This is a genomic window from Pseudomonas cuatrocienegasensis (assembly GCF_900110925.1).
Taxonomy (GTDB): Bacteria; Pseudomonadota; Gammaproteobacteria; order Pseudomonadales; family Pseudomonadaceae; genus Aquipseudomonas; species Aquipseudomonas cuatrocienegasensis.
This window is the reverse complement of sequence record NZ_FOFP01000005.1, coordinates 183,628-199,338: the sequence shown is the minus strand read 5'-3', so window position 1 is coordinate 199,338 and position 15,711 is coordinate 183,628. Positions and strand designations below refer to the sequence as shown.

Genomic DNA, 15,711 nt, shown 5'->3' with positions numbered 1-15,711 from the left:
GCGGCCTACAGTGGCGCCAACATGCAGGCTTTGCATTCGGCGCGGCTTGCGCCACCATGCGCCGCCCGCCGTTGATGGCCATTGCCCGAGGTCCTGATGAAACGCTTCGTTCTGCTCGATACCGCCCCCATTCCCGGTACGGACAGCGCTTTGTGCCTGTTCGAGTACGGCGAGGATTTTGTCATCAAGATCGCTGGGGGCGACGGTGGCCAGTTGATGAACACGCGCATGCACGGCTCTGAGGACGCCCTGGCGGCGCTGCCTTGCCAGAAGGTTGCCGGGCGCCGCGAAGCACGGGTGCTGATCGGCGGCCTGGGCATGGGCTTCACCCTGGCGGCAGCGCTGCAGCATCTGGGGCGAGATGCCGAGGTCACAGTGGCTGAGCTGGTGCCTGGGGTGATCGCCTGGAACCAGGGCGCGCTGGGTGCCAAGGCTGGCAACCCGCTGAGCGACCCGCGCACGCGCATCGTTCAGGATGATGTGGCCAACCTGTTAAAGGCCGCGCGGGGTGACTATGACGCCATCATGCTGGATGTGGATAACGGCCCCGAGGGCCTGACCCAGCGGGGTAACAATTGGCTGTATAGCGCGGGTGGTTTGCAGAACTGCCGCCGCGCGTTGCGCCCCAAGGGATTACTGGCTGTGTGGTCGGCGAGCGCCGATGCACGCTTTGCCGAGCGCATGGGCAAGGCTGGTTTCAGCGTCGAGCAGCACCAGGTTTATGCCCATGGCAACCGGGGTACGCGGCATACCATCTGGGTGGGTGCCGCGAAACCCTGAGGCGCCTGAGGTCTAGTCGAGAAGCGCGGCGAAGGCTTTGTCCGCCTCCAGATTGGTGAGCAGTTCATCCTGCAATGCACCCACATCCAGGCCATCGAACAGCGGCCCTTGCAGGCTATCGAACGCGGCGGCATTCGCTCCGCCGTGCAGGCGCAAGGCCTCGGCGATCAACACCGCCTGGGCGAGCAGGCGTGGCAGCGGCAAATCGGCCGGAGCCTGCAGGGGGCGGGCCTGGTAGGCAATGGCCTGTTGAATCAGCTCGGGCAGTTGCCAGCGTTTGGCCAATTCGGCACCTACTTCCGGGAAGCCGAAGCCTAACTGCAGGGTTTCCAGGGCTGTACGCTGCGCCGCATTGCCCTGGTTGCAGGCGTTCAGGCGCTCGGCCAGTTCCGGCGCGCCGGTCTGGATCAGCAGTTCGCCGATGTTGTGCATCATGCCGCAGGTAAAGGCGGTCTCCATCGCCACGCCACGCTGTTTGGCCAGCACACGGCTGATGCTGGCGACCTGAAAGCTGTGGGTCCAGAACCCCTTGAGGTCGAAACCGGCTGGTGCCTTGAACGCGCCTGTGACCGCCGAAGCCAGCACCAGGGTACGCAGCGTGTTGAAGCCCAGGCGCATGGCCGCGTCTTCCACGCTGGCTGACTCGCGATTACCGCGAAAGCGCGCCGAGTTGGCCAGGCGCAGGACTTTGGCGGCAATCACTGGGTCCATGGCGATGTTGCGTGCCACGGCGTCGAGGCTGGTGTGCGGATTGTCGAACTGGCGAATCAGGTCCTGGGCGATCTTGGGGATGCTGGGCAGGCTGTGGACCTGGTTGAACAGGGTGCTGATATCCATCGAGTGGTCCTTGAAGGTAAGCCGGTATGGGTGCGTCAGCGACCGCAAAATGCCAAGACACTTAAGCAAACATAGCAGCTATTTCTGACCTTCAAGGTTTCGCTCATGGCATTCGCCTGGACACCGCCAGGCGCCTGTGCAGAGGCGCCGGCCCATCTCCATGAACACCTTAGGGCTGTGGCAGGCGACCGATGCGATCGTTGTCCAGGCTGCCGAAATACAGCATGTCGCCGACGGGTTTGACCGAGGTGATCATGCGCAGGTGGGTGCCGCTGGTGTCATGCAGGCTGCGTACGATCTGCCCCTGCTCGTTGAGGGCGATGGCAAAGCCGTAGGGCACGGCTTTCGGCCAGAGTGCACGCGGCAGCTTGGCCAGTTGAGTCTTGAGCCAGGGGTGGCGATGGAGGAAGTCGGCATCAGCCTTGCGCGGGGTCGGCAACGCGACCCAGAAGGTACCTTTGCCATCGCCCTGCAGGTTGTCCGGCAGGCCCGGCAGGTTGTCGATAAACACGTCATGGCTGCCGGCCTTGTCGCCCGTGAGCCAGTAGCGGGTGATGCGGTAGCGGTAGGTTTCGTTGACCAGCACGAAATCCTGCTTGGCCGACAGGGCCACGCCGTTGGCGAAGTACAGGTCCTTGAGCAGTACGCGGGTCTGCCCAGTGGCTGGGTCGTAGGCCAGCAAGCGGCCGTGGGGGCGGGCTTCGAGCAGGTCGAGCAGGTAGTCGGGCTGCTGGAAGCGCGAGGAGGCGTCGCTGAAATAGATGGTGCCGTCGCGGGCGATGTCCAGGTCATCGGTGAAGGCAAACGGCAAACCGTCGGCCTCAGTAGTCAGCACCTTGATCGCGCCCTGCGGGTCCAGGCTCAACAGGCCCTTGTAGGCGTCGGCGACGATCAGGTTGCCGCTGGCGTCGAAGTCCATGCCCAGCGGTCGGCCGCCGGTGTTGGCGAAGGTGTCGACTGCGCCATCGGCACTGATGCGCACGATGCGCCCGTCATGCAGGCCTGCGTAGACCCGGCCCTGGGCATCGACGGCGGTGTCTTCGGGGCCATGCACCTGGCCACGGCCCAACAGCTCGGCCTTCATCAGGGTGTCGTTGGGTTCCAGCACGCCGGTCATGGCTGGAGCCTTGGGCGCCTCCCAGGCCAGTGGGTCGATTGGGCTGGGCGTGATGACCAGATACAGCGCCAATACAGCGAGGAGGGCGGCGAACAGGCCGAAGACGATTTTCATTATGCTGAGTCCTAATGGCAGTGCGAACGAGCGGCGCCAGATTACACAGGCCTGTTCGGCAAGGCGAGGATGCCCGGCGCATCGGTATATACTGCGCGGCAGTGTTCAAGGGAGAGCCGTGTGGCTATCGATATTCAGTTGATCGTAGATGACGCCGACCTGGCCGAGCAGTGCGCGCAATGGCGCAGCCGGCCGTTCGTGGCGTTGGATACCGAGTTTATGCGGGTCGACACCTTTTACCCGATTGCCGGGTTGTTGCAGGTCAGCGAGGGCGAGCGTGCCTACCTGATCGACCCGTTGCAGATTGGCGATTGGCAACCCTTCGCCGCGCTGTTGCAGGACAGCGCCGTGGTCAAGGTGGTGCACGCCTGTAGCGAGGACCTGGAAGTGCTGCTGCGCCTGACCGGCAGCCTGCCGGCGCCGTTGTTCGACACGCAACTGGCTGCCGGCTACCTCAACCTGGGTTTCTCCATGGGTTATTCGCGCCTGGTGCAGGCCGTGCTGGGGATTGAGCTGCCCAAGGGCGAAACGCGCTCGGACTGGCTGCAGCGGCCCTTGTCGCCCACCCAGGTCAGCTACGCTGCCGAAGATGTGGTGCATCTGGCAGCCGTCTACCGGGCTTTGCAGGCACGCCTGAGCGAAGAGAAAACCGCCTGGATTCTGGAGGACGGTGCCGAGCTGGTCGCCGGGCTGGGCCGTGAAGTGGCGCCGGAAGACGCCTACCGCGATGCCAAGCTGGCCTGGAAACTCTCCCGCGCCCAGCTCGCCGTGCTGCGTGCGCTCTGTGCCTGGCGCGAGCGCGAGGCCCGCGCGCGTAACCAGCCGCGCAACCGCATTCTGCGTGAGCACTCGTTATGGCCCCTGGCGCGTACTCAGCCAGATAATCTGGTGAGCCTGGCGCGGATCGAGGACATGCACCCCAAGACGGTGCGTCAGGATGGTGAGTTCCTGCTTGAACTGATCCGCCAGGCTGCTGCTACGCCGCCAGCTGAATGGCCCGAGGCTCTGCCCGAGCCGCTGCCGCTGGAGGCCGCCAGCCTGTTGAAGAAGCTGCGCGCCGTGGGCCAGCAAGAAGGGCAGAAGCTGGAAATCGCGCCCGAACTAATGCTGCGCAAGAAGACTCTTGAGGCGCTGCTCAAGAGTGGCTATCCCGATGGTCCTTACCAACTGCCCGACTCGCTGCGCGGCTGGCGCCGTGAGCGCATGGGCCAGGCGCTGCTGGACTGCCTGGCCACCGATGGAGACACGGCGTGAAACGCATCTGTTCGATCTACAATAGCCCGCGCAAGAACGAGATGTACCTCTACGTGCTCAAGGGCGAGGAACTCAGCCGCGTGCCTGAACAATTGCTGGCGGCCTTCGGCCCACCGGCTCTGGCCTTTAGCATGGTCCTGACGCCCGAGCGCAGCCTGGCCCGCGAAGACATTCACAAAGTCTTGGCCAATCTCGACAGCCAGGGCTACCACCTGCAGATGCCGCCGCCGGAAGACGACTACATCGAGCACCTGCCCGAAGAACTGCTACGGCGTAACGATCCGGTATGACGGCGCAGGCGGCCGCACCGTTGCAGGTGCTGGTGATTGACGCCGACCACGCGCGTTACCAGGCCCTGCTCGCCGAGCAGGCACCCGACTTGCGTGTGTTGCCTGGCAACTGTGCCGACACCTTGGCTGCCGACGCCGTAGCCTGCCCGGTGTGGCTGGGCCAGCCTGATCATGTCGCCACGCTGCTGCGCCGTGGCATCGCGCCACGCTGGCTGCAATCGACCTGGGCCGGCATCACGCCCTTGCTGGCGGCTGACTTGCCGCGCGATTACCGGCTTAGTCGGGCGGTCGGCATCTTCGGTCCGGTGATGAGTGAATTCGTGCTCTGCCACCTGTTGGCCCACACCCAGCAGTTGCAGGCGCGCCAGTTGGCCCATCAGCGCGGCCATTGGCAAGGCCCAGCGGTTACCAGCCTGAATGGCCAGTGCGCCTTGATCGTCGGCACCGGCGATATCGGCCAGCACCTGGCAGCTGTGCTCAATAGCCTGGGCATGCGGGTGCTCGGCGTGGCCAGTTCAGCGCGCAGCCAGGCGCCGTTCGTTGAGGTCGGTGGCCTGGATGCGCTGCCACAGTTGGCTAGTAAGGCTGACTACCTGATCAATCTGTTGCCTGATACACCGGCCACCCGCGATCTTTACGATGCCCAGCTGTTCGCTTGCTGCAAGCCTGGCGCGCTGTTTATCAACGCCGGGCGGGGCAGTGCGGTGGTCGATGCCGACCTGGTGCAGGCGCTTGAGGCCGGTCGGCTTGGCGGCGCGGTCATCGATGTCTGCCGCGAGGAACCGCCAGCGCCTGATCATCCCTTCTGGCAGGCGCCGCGTTTATTGCTGACCGGGCACACCGCCGCGCCGACGGATCCGCGGCGGTTGGTGGCGGTGTTTCTGGAAAACCTGGCGGCGTGGCAAGCAGACAAACCACTGCGTGGTGAGGTCGATTTCGCCCGTGGTTACTAGGGTCTGTTCCCGTTTCGTTCGCAACGCGGCTCACGACGAAACGGGAACAGACCCTAGTGTCGCAACACGAATCATCTGTTGCTTTCTGTAGGCGCGAAGGGGGCGCCTAGCCTTTATTCGCGATGCCTCCAGCGCATTCAAAACTTATCGCGAATAAATTCGCTCCTACACCCAGCGTTAACGCCTGCGCGATGTCTGTCGCGGTTGCAAGGCATCGAGCGCCGGGGCGTTCAGGCGGGCCCAGTCGTAGATCAGCTCGATGGGCTCCACCAGCCGCTGTCCCAGTTCGGTCAGCGAGTAATCGACAGCCGGTGGCACGCTGTCGTACACCTGCCGTTTCACCAGCCCGCTGGTCTCCAGCTCACGCAGGGTCTGCACCAGCATTTTCTTCGAGATGCCCGGCAGGCTGCGGTGCAGCACACCTGCGCGGGCGCAACCGCCGTGGCGTGCGTGCAAGGTGTGCAGGATCATGCTGGTCCACTTGGTGGCAAACAGCTCCAGCACACGTCGCGGCGCGCAGTCTTCGCGCCATTGTTCCTCGGATGTTCCGGTTTGCATCGGGGTGGTTACCTTTTGGTGCCGTCTTGGTTTGAGGTCGCGGCATCGCTATGGTGCCAACGCTCTATCTCTGAAGGAATATCTAATGACACATCACGCACTGGTCGTTGGCGCGAGCGGTATCGTCGGCAGCGCGACTTCCCGTCTGCTGGCTGATCAGGGTTGGCAGGTCACAGGCCTAGCCCGTAACCCCAAGGCCGGCGAAAATATTACGCCGCTGGCCGCCGATCTGCTCGACCCTGCCTCCTTGGCAAGCGCCCTCGAAGGGCTGAAGCCCAGCCATGTCTACCTGACCACCTGGGCACGCCAGGCCACTGAAACGGAAAATATTCGCGTCAACGCGGCGATGATCCGTAACCTGCTCGACGCCCTGCGCGCCGCCGGCAGCGTCAAGCATGTCGCCCTGGTCACCGGGCTCAAGCACTACCTTGGCCCGTTCGAGGCCTACGGTAAAGGCAGCCTGCCGCAGACTCCGTTCCGTGAGGAACAGGGCCGTCTGGACGTGGAAAACTTCTACTACGCCCAGGAAGACGAAGTGTTTGCCGCCGCCAAGCGCGATGGCTTTACCTGGAGCGTACACCGCCCGCACACCATTACCGGTGTTGCCGTCGGCAATGCCATGAACATGGCGACCACGCTCGCCGTCTACGCCTCGGTCTGTCGCGAAACCGGTCGTCCGTTCCGCTTCCCCGGCTCGGCCGTGCAGTGGAACAGCCTCACCGACATGACCGACGCCTGTCAGTTGGCCAAGCAACTGCTCTGGGCCTCGACCACGCCGGCTGCTGCCAATCAGGCCTTTAACGTGGTCAACGGCGATGTATTCCGCTGGAGCTGGATGTGGCAGCGCATCGCCAACTGGTTTGGCCTCGAAGCCGCTGATTTCGACGGCCAGCCTGCACCGCTGGAACAGCAGATGGCCGATGACGCCGAGGTCTGGCTCAAGCTGGCCGCCGAGCATGGCCTTGCCGAAGCGGATATCACGCGCCTGATCTCGCCCTGGCACACCGACGCCGACCTGGGGCGCCCCATCGAGGTGGTCACCGACATGTCGAAAAGCCGCAAGCTGGGTTTCCTCGACTACCAGGCCAGCGACGACGCCTTCTTCGCCGTGTTTGAACACCTGCGCGCTGCGAGGCTGATTCCCTGAAGCCAGTAGGGTGCGCTGTGCGCACCGGCGTCTTATGCCGATGCCCGGTGCGCACGGCGCGCCCTACGGTTCAATATTGGCCGTCAATAAGACGTCCGGGCCTTGGCCGTCACCCGGCCAGCCGCTAGACTGCCGGCCTTTACGCACCTGATCCGTACCCCGCCATGGCCGCCAAAGTCGAACCCTTCTGGAAACGCAAAACCCTCGCTCAGCTTGATCAGGAGGAGTGGGAGTCGTTGTGTGACGGCTGCGGCCTGTGCTGCCTGCAAAAACTTGAAGACGAGGACGACGGCGCGGTCTATTACACGCGCATCGCCTGCAAGTTGCTGGACCTGAAGAGCTGCCAGTGCAGCGATTACAGTAACCGCGTGCAGCATGTGCCCGACTGCATCCAGCTCACCCCGGATCAAGCTGACCAGTTTCGCTGGCTGCCGCCCACCTGCGGCTATCGTCTGGTCAGTGAAGGCAAGGACCTGCCGCTGTGGCACCACCTGGTCTGTGGTGACCCACAGGCGGTGCATATCGAACGTATTTCCCAGTCCGGGCGCATGCTCAGCGAGAACAGCGTGGCCGAAGACGATTGGGAAGAACACCTGATTTTTCGTGCCGGCTAAGGCTGCACACCCGCCCCGGCGCTGTGCCGGCCAGCGCTGAACTTGAGCTGTTTTGCCAAGGAGTTGCCGCATGTCGATTCGCCATACCCTGCTATCCGCCGTGCTGATGTCGTTGGCTGCCCCCGCCTGGTCGGCCACTCGGGTCGACCTGGACTACCACGTGACCTTCCTGCCCGAGAGCGACCAGGCCGAGGTGCGTGTCACGGTGGCCAAGGGCGAGCGGATCAACAGCCTGGATTTCAACCTGGGTGACGAGGGCGCCTACAGTGATTTCAAGGCCGATGGCCAATGGCGCCAGGAGGGCGCAAGCCGCGGTATCTGGCAGCCTGGCAAGGGCGCCTCGACGCTCAGCTATCGGGTCAAGGTCAGCCACCCCCGGGGCGAGCGTTACGATGCGCGGATGACGCCGGATTGGGCGCTGATGCGCGGCGATGACCTGATCCCCAGCGCACGGCTCGATCAACAGGACAAGACCGAACTGGTCGCCCGCCTGCAGTTCGAGCTGCCCAAGGGCTGGGGCGGGGTGGAGACCGGTTGGCCGCGCATTGGCAAGAACACGTTCCGCATCGACAACCCGCAGCGTAAGTTCGATCGCCCGACCGGCTGGATTCTCGCCGGCAAGATCGGCACCCGCCGTGCCACGCTGGGTGAGACCGACGTGACCATCGCCGCGCCTATTGGCGAAGGTATGCGCCGCATGGACGTGCTGACGCTGCTGACTTTCATCTGGCCGGAGGCGCAGGCGGTGTTTCCGCGTGATCCGGCCAAGCTGTTGATCGTCGGCGCGGGCGATCCTATGTGGCGCGGTGGCCTGTCGGCACCCAACTCCTATTACATGCACAGTGATCGGCCGTTGGTCAGTGAAAACGGCACCAGCTCACTGGTCCACGAACTGGTACACGTATTCACCCGCATCAGCGCCAGCGATGACAGCGACTGGATCACCGAGGGTCTGGCCGAGTATTACGCTATTGAGCTGATGCGCCGCGCCGGCGGCCTCAGTGAGGACCGCTACCAGAAGATCCGCGAGCATCTGGTGCGTTGGAGCAAGCCGGTCAAGTCGCTGCGCACCAAACGCTCCAGCGGCCCGGTGACTGCCCGTGCGGTACTGCTGTTGCAGGAACTGGACCGCGAGATACGCCAAACCACCAAAGGCGAGCATCAACGTTCGCTGGATGACGTCACCCGCGGCCTGATGCGCCTGGATAAAGTCACCACGCGCGACTTCGTCGAGATCGTCGAAAACGTGATGGGCGGGCGCTCGCCCAAGGCATTGGACACTGACCTGCTCAAGCGCTGAAGGCTATTTGAACAGCGGCCCGGATTTGGTGTTGATGCCTTTGGCCATGCGGTCATAAAGCACCACATTGACCGTGGCCGCGAGGTTCATGCAACCCTCGGTGGGGATGTACACCACATCCTCGCACCAGGCGCGAATCTCGGCGTTGAGTGAGCCGTCTTCGGGGCCGAAGATATAGATTGCCCGGTCCGGGTGGGTGTATTCAGGCAGGGGGCGGGCGCCTTCGACCAGCTCCACGGCCACCGGCGTACAGCCCAGGGGGATGATCTGGCGCAGGTCTTCCACGCCAATCAGCGGGATGCTCTGGTGGATCTTCTTGGTGTCGGTGACGAACTCGCGGGCGTATTCGTAGCGCTTGCCGGTGTAGAACACTGAGTTGACCCCATAACAGCCGGCGGCGCGCATCACCGCGCCGACATTCTCCGGTGACTTGGGGTTGAACAAACCTATGCAACTGAAGCGTCTATTGGCCACGACTCACTGCGCCCTCGGCAAAAGCGCGAGTATACGGCGATTGGCCGCAGCTCGCTTAGCTGCGCAGTAGGGCGCTGATCAGGCGTCATCGCCCTTTTTCATCAAGCCGGCGAGGGCGGCGAAGGGGTTGTGGGTGGCCTGGGTGGTTTTCGGTGTGCTCAGCGAACCTTCGCTGAAGTACTGCTGGTCGGTGTAACGCGAATGCTCGTTATCGTGGCAGTACAGGCACAGCAGCTCCCAGTTGGAACCGTCCTGGGGGTTGTTGTCGTGGTTGTGGTCGCGGTGGTGCACGGTCAGCTCGCTCAGGCGTTTGCCGGAAAACTCCCTGGCGCAGCGGCCGCAGACGTGCGGGTACATTTTCAGCGCCTTGGCGCGGTAGCCTTCTTCACGCGAGCGCTGGGCCTCGGCGAGGATGCGGTCGAGTTTGGCGGTGGGCGTGGTGTCCGTGCTCATGGCGGCGTTCTCATAGGTCAGCAGGGTGCTAGGGTCTGTTCCCGTTTCGTCGCGAGCCGCGTTGCCGCGAAAAATCTCGCCAGGCCGGGCGGCGTTCCGCTAGGCGGAGGACGCAGGGAATGGTTGTTCCCTTGCCAAGTCCTCCAACAACGCATGGCGAGATTTTGCGCGCAACCTAGGCGGCCCCACCCGAAGGGCCGGGCCCGTTTTAGCGCGATGCTGCGTTTCTCGATGGCTCATTTAGCCCGCTAAACTTCGCATCTCGTGCCTTGCCTCGCGCTAAAACGGGCTCCGGCGCGGCCGCGAACGAAACGGGAACAGACCCTAGTGTAGCGGCGCCGGCGGTCGGCGAGAACTGCCGTTGGTGGCACTCTCGGCAGCGCCTGGGGCCAAACCTGTAGGTTCACCCACCGCCGAGGCACTGACAATGAACAGACTCACGCTGGTCCTGACTGGTCTACTGCTGGCCGTAGGCGCGCACGCCACTGCACACGCCACTGCGCACGCCACTGATGTGCGGCCCGGCACACCCACCCCGCAACCCTTCGAGGTACCGCAACCGCAAAGCCTGCCCAAGCCCGCACCTGGCAGCCCGCCGTTGCTTGATCATGGCCGCGACAACGCCCCCGGCAGTACACGCAACCCGCGTCCACTGACCCAGCCAAAGCCTGACTCGGACCTGCCTTTGCTCGAGCAGCAGCGCGAACGCAACTACCAGCCGCTGGAACGTCGGCAAGATCAGCCATAAGCAGGGCGGCTTTCGCAGGTTATTTTCGGTTGTGGGCATCGCGGGCTTGTTCTGCACGCATTATTCAATCGGTATCTGCTTCGTCCTTCGAACGCACAACGCCTGCGCTTGGCAGATGGCGCATCTGTATTGAAAAGATACCTGCGCTCTGTATATGCAATACCCGTCGCTGTCTTGGGATCATGCCCAAGAGGCGCCCGTGGGCGTGACAGGGATGAGAGCGTTCTATGTTTGAATTTTCGAGTTTCGCTGCAGCACTGGGGGTTTACGTGATCGGCACCGCCACCCCAGGGCCCGGTAACCTGGCGATTGCCAACACCTCCCTGAACTACGGACGTACACCGGGCCTGGCCTTGGCCGCAGGGGTCATTTCCGGGTCGTTGTGCTGGGGGGCGATGACGGCTGCCGGGGTGTCGGCATTGCTGATGTCCAACACCCAGGTACTGGTGTGGCTGAAGGTATTTGGCGCCTGCTACCTGTTCTTCCTGGCCTGGAAGTCGATTCGTGGGGCGCTGGCCAACAACGCCACTATGGTGGCGCGGGCAAGTGAGCGGCAGAGCCGCACCCTGGGGTTCTATTTGCAAGGGTTGGGCATTCACCTGACCAATCCCAAGGCAGCTTTGACCTGGTTCACCGTGACCACGGTCGGGCTCAGTGCCAATGCCCCGGTCTGGACCAGTTTTGTGCTGGTGGCGGGCTGCGCGTTATTGGGTTTGCTGATTTTCTGTAGCTATGCGCTGGCTTTTTCCGCCCATTCGGCGGAGCCGTTTTTCGCACGAACGCGTAAGTCCTTCGGCCTGATTTGCGGGGCGTTCTATGCGATCGTCGCCCTAGGCTTTCTCCGCTCGCTGTTTTGATGCGCGGACCAATTCGCGGCCTGTTGGCAGGCCGCGAGCAGGTTGACGGGGCTGTTGATCAGCTGGCCGGCGTCAGCACCTTGAGCAGAAAGGCATATTCCAGGGCAACATCGCGCAGGGCCTGGTAGCGGCCGCTCATGCCCCCGTGGCCGGCGCCCAGTTCGGTTTTCAGCAGCAGCAGGTTGGCGTCGGTCTTGTCGCGGCGCAGCTTGGCGACCCATTTCGCGGCTTCCCAGTACTGCACGCGGCTGTCGTTGTAGCCGGCCACCACCAGCATGGCCGGGTAGGCCTGGGCGCTGACATTCTCGTAGGGCGCGTAGGCCTTGATGCGTTCGAACACCTCGGCCTGGTTCGGATCACCCCATTCGTCGTATTCGGTGACGGTGAGCGGCAGGTCGGGGTTGAGCATGGTGTTGAGCACGTCGACGAAGGGCACTTCCGCCACGGCGGCGGCGAACAGCTCGGGACGCTGGTTGAGTACCGCGCCGATCAGCAGGCCGCCGGCGCTGCCGCCACTGATCGCCAGTTGCTTCGGCTGGGTATAACCCTCGGCGATCAGGTGCTCGGCGCAGGCGATAAAGTCGGCGAAGCTATTGCGCTTGTGCTCCAGCTTGCCGCCGCGGTACCAGGCTTCGCCCAGTTCGCCGCCGCCGCGCACATGGGCGATGGCGAAGACGAAACCGCGATCGAGCAGGCTCAACCGGGCGTGGGAGAACCAGGGGTCGAGGCTTTCGCCGTAGGCGCCATAACCATACAGGTACAGCGGAGCTGGCTGGCCAAGCACTTCGCGGCGGGCGACCAGGCTGATCGGCACCTGGGTGCCATCGGCCGACGTTGCCCAGCAGCGCTGGCTGACGTAGGCATCGGCATCGAACGGACCTTCCACTGGGGTTTGCTTGAGCACTTGTTGCTGGCCATCGAGCAGGCGCAACTGGCGAATCTGCGCCGGTCGGTTGAGTGCCTCGTAGCGCAGGCGCACGCTGTCGCTGGTGAATTCCAGGCTGTCTTGCACATAGAGGCTGTAAGCCGCGTCGGGCAGCTCTACGCGGTAGCTGGGCGCGCCGGCGGGCTGCACTTCGATGATCGGCAAGCCACCTTCGCGCAGCCCCAGCAGCAGAGCGTGCTGGTTGAGGGTGACGCTTTCGAGCATGCACGCGGCATCGTGGGGGCGACGCAGTTGCCAGTCGCTGCGGCCGGGCAGGGCACAGCTGGGGCTGCGCTGCGGCGCGCTGTAGAGCGCGAAGTTGATGCCGGCCTGGTTGCTGCGAATGACCCAGCTCCACTGGCCATCGAGCCAGCCGTGGTCAACCTCGTACTCGTGATCCTCTTCGCGCGGGGCCAGGCATTGGAACGGGTCTGAAGGGCTCTCGGCGTCCAGTACCCAAACTTCGCTGGTGGTTTTGCTGCCCAGTTGCAGGATCAACTGGCGCTCCGAGCTGCTGCGGTAGCAATGCAGGAAGAAACGCCCGTCGCTTTCCTCGAATACCTGTTCGGCGCCGAGCTGGCCCAGGCGATGGCGGTACAGGCGGTGCGGGCGGTGGGTCTCGTCGAGGGTGGCGAAGAACAGCGTCTGGCTGTCATTGGCCCAGGTCAGGCTGCCGTCGCAGTCGTCGAAGGGCAGGGCATCGACGGCGCCTGTGCCATCCAGGTGTTTGACGAACAACTCATAGATCTCGTCGCCGCGGGTATCCAGGCTGTAGGCCAGGCGCTGGTGGTCCGGGCTGATGCTCATTGCTCCTAGGGAGAGGAAGCCGCCCGCCGCCAGTTCGTTGGGGTCGAGCAGCAGTTGTTCGCCCTCGGGGTTGAGGCTAAGGCTGCCATCGGCCGGGCGCGGGCAGCGGTAGTGGCGTGGGTATTCGTCGCCGGCGGTGGTGCGTTGGTAATACAGGTAAGGCCCCCAGGGTGACGGCAGCGACAGATCGGTCTCGCGAATGCGCCCCCTGATCTCCTGGAACAGGGTTTCGCGCAGGTCGGTCTGGTCGGCCAGGCTGGCCTCGAGGTAGGCATTTTCCGCCTCCAGGTAGGCCATTACGTCAGGTTGATCGCGCTGCTCCAGCCAGTGGTAGGGATCGGCACCTGCGTCGGCGCGGGCGATGGGGGCGTGAGGCATGGTGAAACTCCAGTTGGCAGGGCGGCAGTTGGCAGTGCAACGGACCGGGAAGCCGGGCCGGGCAAAAGCCGTTATCATAAGCCGCCTATTGCCGGTGGCGGAAACGCCCAATGCCGGCCCGTTGCTCCGGGTTCGTATACCAGGGCCCGTTTGCTGGTTTTGTCAGAGATTGCGCGTTATGACCGAGAACGACTACCTCCTCGCCTGGGGCGCCTACGCCGTCGCGGCCCTCGGCTGCCTGTTGGTGTGGTGGCGCATGACCCGTTGGACCTGGCGCTACCTGCGGGAGCCGCTGGGAGTGATCGTTGCGGTGTTGCTGTTCAGCCCGACCATCGTCGATCCGAACAAGGAGCTGTTCGCCCCGGCGATTGCGGTGACGGCTCTGGACCTGTTGTTCAAGGTCGGCAACAACGCCTGGCGGGCGGTGGCCGATCTGGCGCTTTACGGGTTGATCGCCCTGGGCCTGTACCTGATATTCGTGGCCATTCGCTGGCCCATCGAGCGCGCCTGGCGTGAGCGCCGCGTGGAGCGTGAGTCTGTCAGCGACAGCCGGACGCTGCGCGAGCGCATGGCTGAGGACAGCGAAGACTTTCCCGACGAGGCCTTCGATTCTGTTCGTCCGTCGTCGATGCGCAGTGGCCGCGAGCGTCTGGAACCGCGGCTCTGAACTCGGCCTTGCGCTCGCTCGCGCCTCTGGAGTTTTCCCATGTGTGAATTGCTAGGCATGAGCGCCAATGTGCCGACGGATATCGTCTTCAGCTTTACTGGCCTGATGCAGCGTGGCGGCCGCACCGGCCCGCACCGCGACGGCTGGGGGATCGGCTTTTACGAAGGGCGTGGCTTGCGCCTGTTCCAGGACCCCCGGGCGAGCAGTGAGTCGGAGGTGGCGCAGCTGGTGCAGCGCTACCCGATCAAGAGCGAAGTGGTGATTGGGCATATTCGCCAGGCCAACGTCGGTCGCGTGTGCCTGGCCAATACCCATCCTTTCGTACGTGAGCTTTGGGGGCGCAACTGGTGCTTCGCGCACAACGGCCAGTTGGCCGACTTCAACCCGGCGCCAGGGTTTTACTGCCCGGTCGGCGATACCGACAGCGAGGCGGCGTTCTGCGATCTGCTCAACCGGGTCCGCACGGCCTTCGACACGCCACAGATGATCGAAACCCTGTTGCCTGTCCTGGTTGACGCCTGTACGGCCTATCGCAAACAGGGCGTGTTCAATGCGCTGCTCAGCGATGGTGACTGGCTATTCAGCTTCTGTTCCACCAAGCTGGCGCATATCACCCGGCGTGCACCCTTTGGCCCGGCGCAGCTCAAGGACGCCGATCTCAAGGTAGACTTCCAGGCCGAGACCACCCCTAATGATGTGGTCACCGTGCTGGCCACTGAACCGCTGACCGACAATGAATGTTGGGCGCTCTACCAACCAGGCGAATGGCGCCTGTGGCGCGCCGGTGAGTGCGTGGCTCACGGCCAACTCGACTGACACAGCAACCCGGCACAAGCCGGACCATGGAGGAAGGATGTTCAGGAGTTATGCGCGTTTGGCCCTGTTTGCTCTGGGCCTGCTGGTCGGGGTGCAGGTCCCAGGGTTTATCGAGGATTACAGCCAGCGCGTCGACGCGCACCGCAGCGAGTCCGAGCAGGGCTTGCAGGGCTTTCGAGAAACGGCCAAGCGCTTCTTCTCGGGCGATCTGGATGCTCTGGTCAGTCATTACCGCGCCAGCAACGATGCGGTGATGCAGAGCGATGCGCAGAGTGTCGCTTTTCTCGTTGACCGCGCCGCGCTGCTCGATGACGAATACCGCGCCATGCAGGGGCCCTGGTACCGTCAGGTCTGGCACCTGACGACCGCCGCCGACCCGGCCCTGCTCGAAGAAACCTACGCGGCCTATCGCTACCAGGTGCTGCTGGCCCCCGACGCCATCGCCTGGGGCATTGCCTGTGCGCTGCTGCTGGCCTGGCTGCTGGAGGCTCTGGTGCTGGGCATCGCCTGGTTGCTCGGCGGTGCCAGCGCTACCCGTACCCGCGCCGCCGAGCGCCGCCATTGGCGTTAGCAAATACCGCAGACCACAAGAAGCGGCGAGCGTTTGTGGCGCTTGTCGCGG

General features: G+C 63.9%; 18 protein-coding genes. 12 read left to right on the top strand and 6 right to left on the bottom strand.

Going from position 1 to position 15,711, the window contains the following annotated elements; genetic code table 11:
- Positions 1-96 precede the first annotated feature (96 nt).
- Complete coding sequence (locus tag BMW49_RS09365) at positions 97-780, top strand: spermidine synthase (protein ID WP_069519053.1); 684 nt, start codon at positions 97-99, stop codon at positions 778-780.
- Positions 781-792: 12 nt separating this feature from the next.
- Here BMW49_RS09365 and BMW49_RS09360 read toward each other — a convergent pair whose 3' ends face one another.
- A complete protein-coding gene (locus tag BMW49_RS09360) occupies positions 793-1,617 on the bottom strand; it encodes an HDOD domain-containing protein (RefSeq protein ID WP_069519054.1) in 825 nt (274 codons plus the stop codon).
- Positions 1,618-1,786: 169 nt separating this feature from the next.
- Entirely contained in the window at positions 1,787-2,848 is a 1,062-nt protein-coding gene (locus BMW49_RS09355) for an SMP-30/gluconolactonase/LRE family protein (protein ID WP_069519055.1), read from the bottom strand.
- A gap of 120 nt (positions 2,849-2,968) precedes the next feature.
- On the opposite strand from BMW49_RS09355, the gene rnd reads away from it, so the two are divergent.
- Genes rnd through BMW49_RS09340 form a run of 3 tightly spaced genes read left to right on the top strand, consistent with a single transcriptional unit; the run spans position 2,969 to position 5,345 of the window.
- A complete protein-coding gene (rnd, locus tag BMW49_RS09350) occupies positions 2,969-4,102 on the top strand; it encodes a ribonuclease D (RefSeq protein WP_069519056.1) in 1,134 nt (377 codons plus the stop codon).
- Positions 4,099-4,392, top strand: a complete 294-nt coding sequence (locus BMW49_RS09345) for a YcgL domain-containing protein (RefSeq protein ID WP_069519057.1) — start codon at positions 4,099-4,101, stop codon at positions 4,390-4,392. Before rnd ends, BMW49_RS09345 begins: the two co-directional genes overlap by 4 nt.
- A gap of 20 nt (positions 4,393-4,412) precedes the next feature.
- Complete coding sequence (locus tag BMW49_RS09340) at positions 4,413-5,345, top strand: D-2-hydroxyacid dehydrogenase (RefSeq protein ID WP_069519072.1); 933 nt, start codon at positions 4,413-4,415, stop codon at positions 5,343-5,345.
- A gap of 177 nt (positions 5,346-5,522) precedes the next feature.
- On the opposite strand, the gene BMW49_RS09335 is transcribed toward BMW49_RS09340, so the two are convergent.
- On the bottom strand, positions 5,523-5,903 hold the full coding sequence (locus BMW49_RS09335; RefSeq protein WP_069519058.1) for a winged helix-turn-helix transcriptional regulator: 381 nt from the start codon (positions 5,901-5,903) through the stop codon (positions 5,523-5,525).
- Between the two features lie 85 nt (positions 5,904-5,988).
- On the opposite strand from BMW49_RS09335, the gene BMW49_RS09330 reads away from it, so the two are divergent.
- From BMW49_RS09330 to BMW49_RS09320, 3 genes are all read left to right on the top strand, one after another.
- Positions 5,989-7,050: an SDR family oxidoreductase gene (locus BMW49_RS09330; protein WP_069519059.1), complete on the top strand. Its 1,062-nt coding sequence runs from the start codon at positions 5,989-5,991 to the stop codon at positions 7,048-7,050.
- Positions 7,051-7,214: 164 nt separating this feature from the next.
- Positions 7,215-7,664: a YcgN family cysteine cluster protein gene (locus BMW49_RS09325; RefSeq protein WP_069519060.1), complete on the top strand. Its 450-nt coding sequence runs from the start codon at positions 7,215-7,217 to the stop codon at positions 7,662-7,664.
- Between the two features lie 70 nt (positions 7,665-7,734).
- On the top strand, positions 7,735-8,964 hold the full coding sequence (locus BMW49_RS09320) for a hypothetical protein (protein WP_069519061.1): 1,230 nt from the start codon (positions 7,735-7,737) through the stop codon (positions 8,962-8,964).
- Positions 8,965-8,967: 3 nt separating this feature from the next.
- On the opposite strand, the gene BMW49_RS09315 is transcribed toward BMW49_RS09320, so the two are convergent.
- Together BMW49_RS09315 and BMW49_RS09310 are read right to left on the bottom strand one after the other, a co-directional pair.
- Positions 8,968-9,438 carry an RNA methyltransferase gene (locus tag BMW49_RS09315; RefSeq protein ID WP_069519062.1) on the bottom strand — a complete coding sequence of 157 codons (471 nt, stop codon included), beginning with the start codon at positions 9,436-9,438 and terminating at the stop codon, positions 8,968-8,970.
- A 78-nt stretch (positions 9,439-9,516) separates the two neighbouring features.
- Complete coding sequence (locus BMW49_RS09310) at positions 9,517-9,891, bottom strand: YajD family HNH nuclease (protein WP_069519063.1); 375 nt, start codon at positions 9,889-9,891, stop codon at positions 9,517-9,519.
- A gap of 427 nt (positions 9,892-10,318) precedes the next feature.
- On the opposite strand from BMW49_RS09310, the gene BMW49_RS09305 reads away from it, so the two are divergent.
- A complete protein-coding gene (locus tag BMW49_RS09305) occupies positions 10,319-10,639 on the top strand; it encodes a hypothetical protein (RefSeq protein WP_069522352.1) in 321 nt (106 codons plus the stop codon).
- 227 nt (positions 10,640-10,866) lie between these two features.
- Positions 10,867-11,496 carry a LysE family translocator gene (locus tag BMW49_RS09300; protein WP_069522354.1) on the top strand — a complete coding sequence of 210 codons (630 nt, stop codon included), beginning with the start codon at positions 10,867-10,869 and terminating at the stop codon, positions 11,494-11,496.
- Positions 11,497-11,554: 58 nt separating this feature from the next.
- Here BMW49_RS09300 and BMW49_RS09295 read toward each other — a convergent pair whose 3' ends face one another.
- Positions 11,555-13,606 carry a S9 family peptidase gene (locus tag BMW49_RS09295; RefSeq protein ID WP_069522356.1) on the bottom strand — a complete coding sequence of 684 codons (2,052 nt, stop codon included), beginning with the start codon at positions 13,604-13,606 and terminating at the stop codon, positions 11,555-11,557.
- 178 nt (positions 13,607-13,784) lie between these two features.
- Here BMW49_RS09295 and BMW49_RS09290 point away from each other — a divergent pair, with 178 nt between their 5' ends.
- From BMW49_RS09290 to BMW49_RS09280, 3 genes are read left to right on the top strand one after another with little or no spacing between them, the layout of a single operon-like run.
- Entirely contained in the window at positions 13,785-14,273 is a 489-nt protein-coding gene (locus tag BMW49_RS09290; protein ID WP_069522358.1) for an MFS transporter, read from the top strand.
- A gap of 39 nt (positions 14,274-14,312) precedes the next feature.
- A complete protein-coding gene (locus BMW49_RS09285; protein WP_069522360.1) occupies positions 14,313-15,089 on the top strand; it encodes a class II glutamine amidotransferase in 777 nt (258 codons plus the stop codon).
- A gap of 37 nt (positions 15,090-15,126) precedes the next feature.
- Positions 15,127-15,660 (top strand): DUF2937 family protein, encoded by a 534-nt coding sequence (locus BMW49_RS09280; RefSeq protein ID WP_069522362.1) that lies wholly within the window; start codon positions 15,127-15,129, stop codon positions 15,658-15,660.
- The last annotated feature ends 51 nt before the right edge of the window (positions 15,661-15,711 follow it).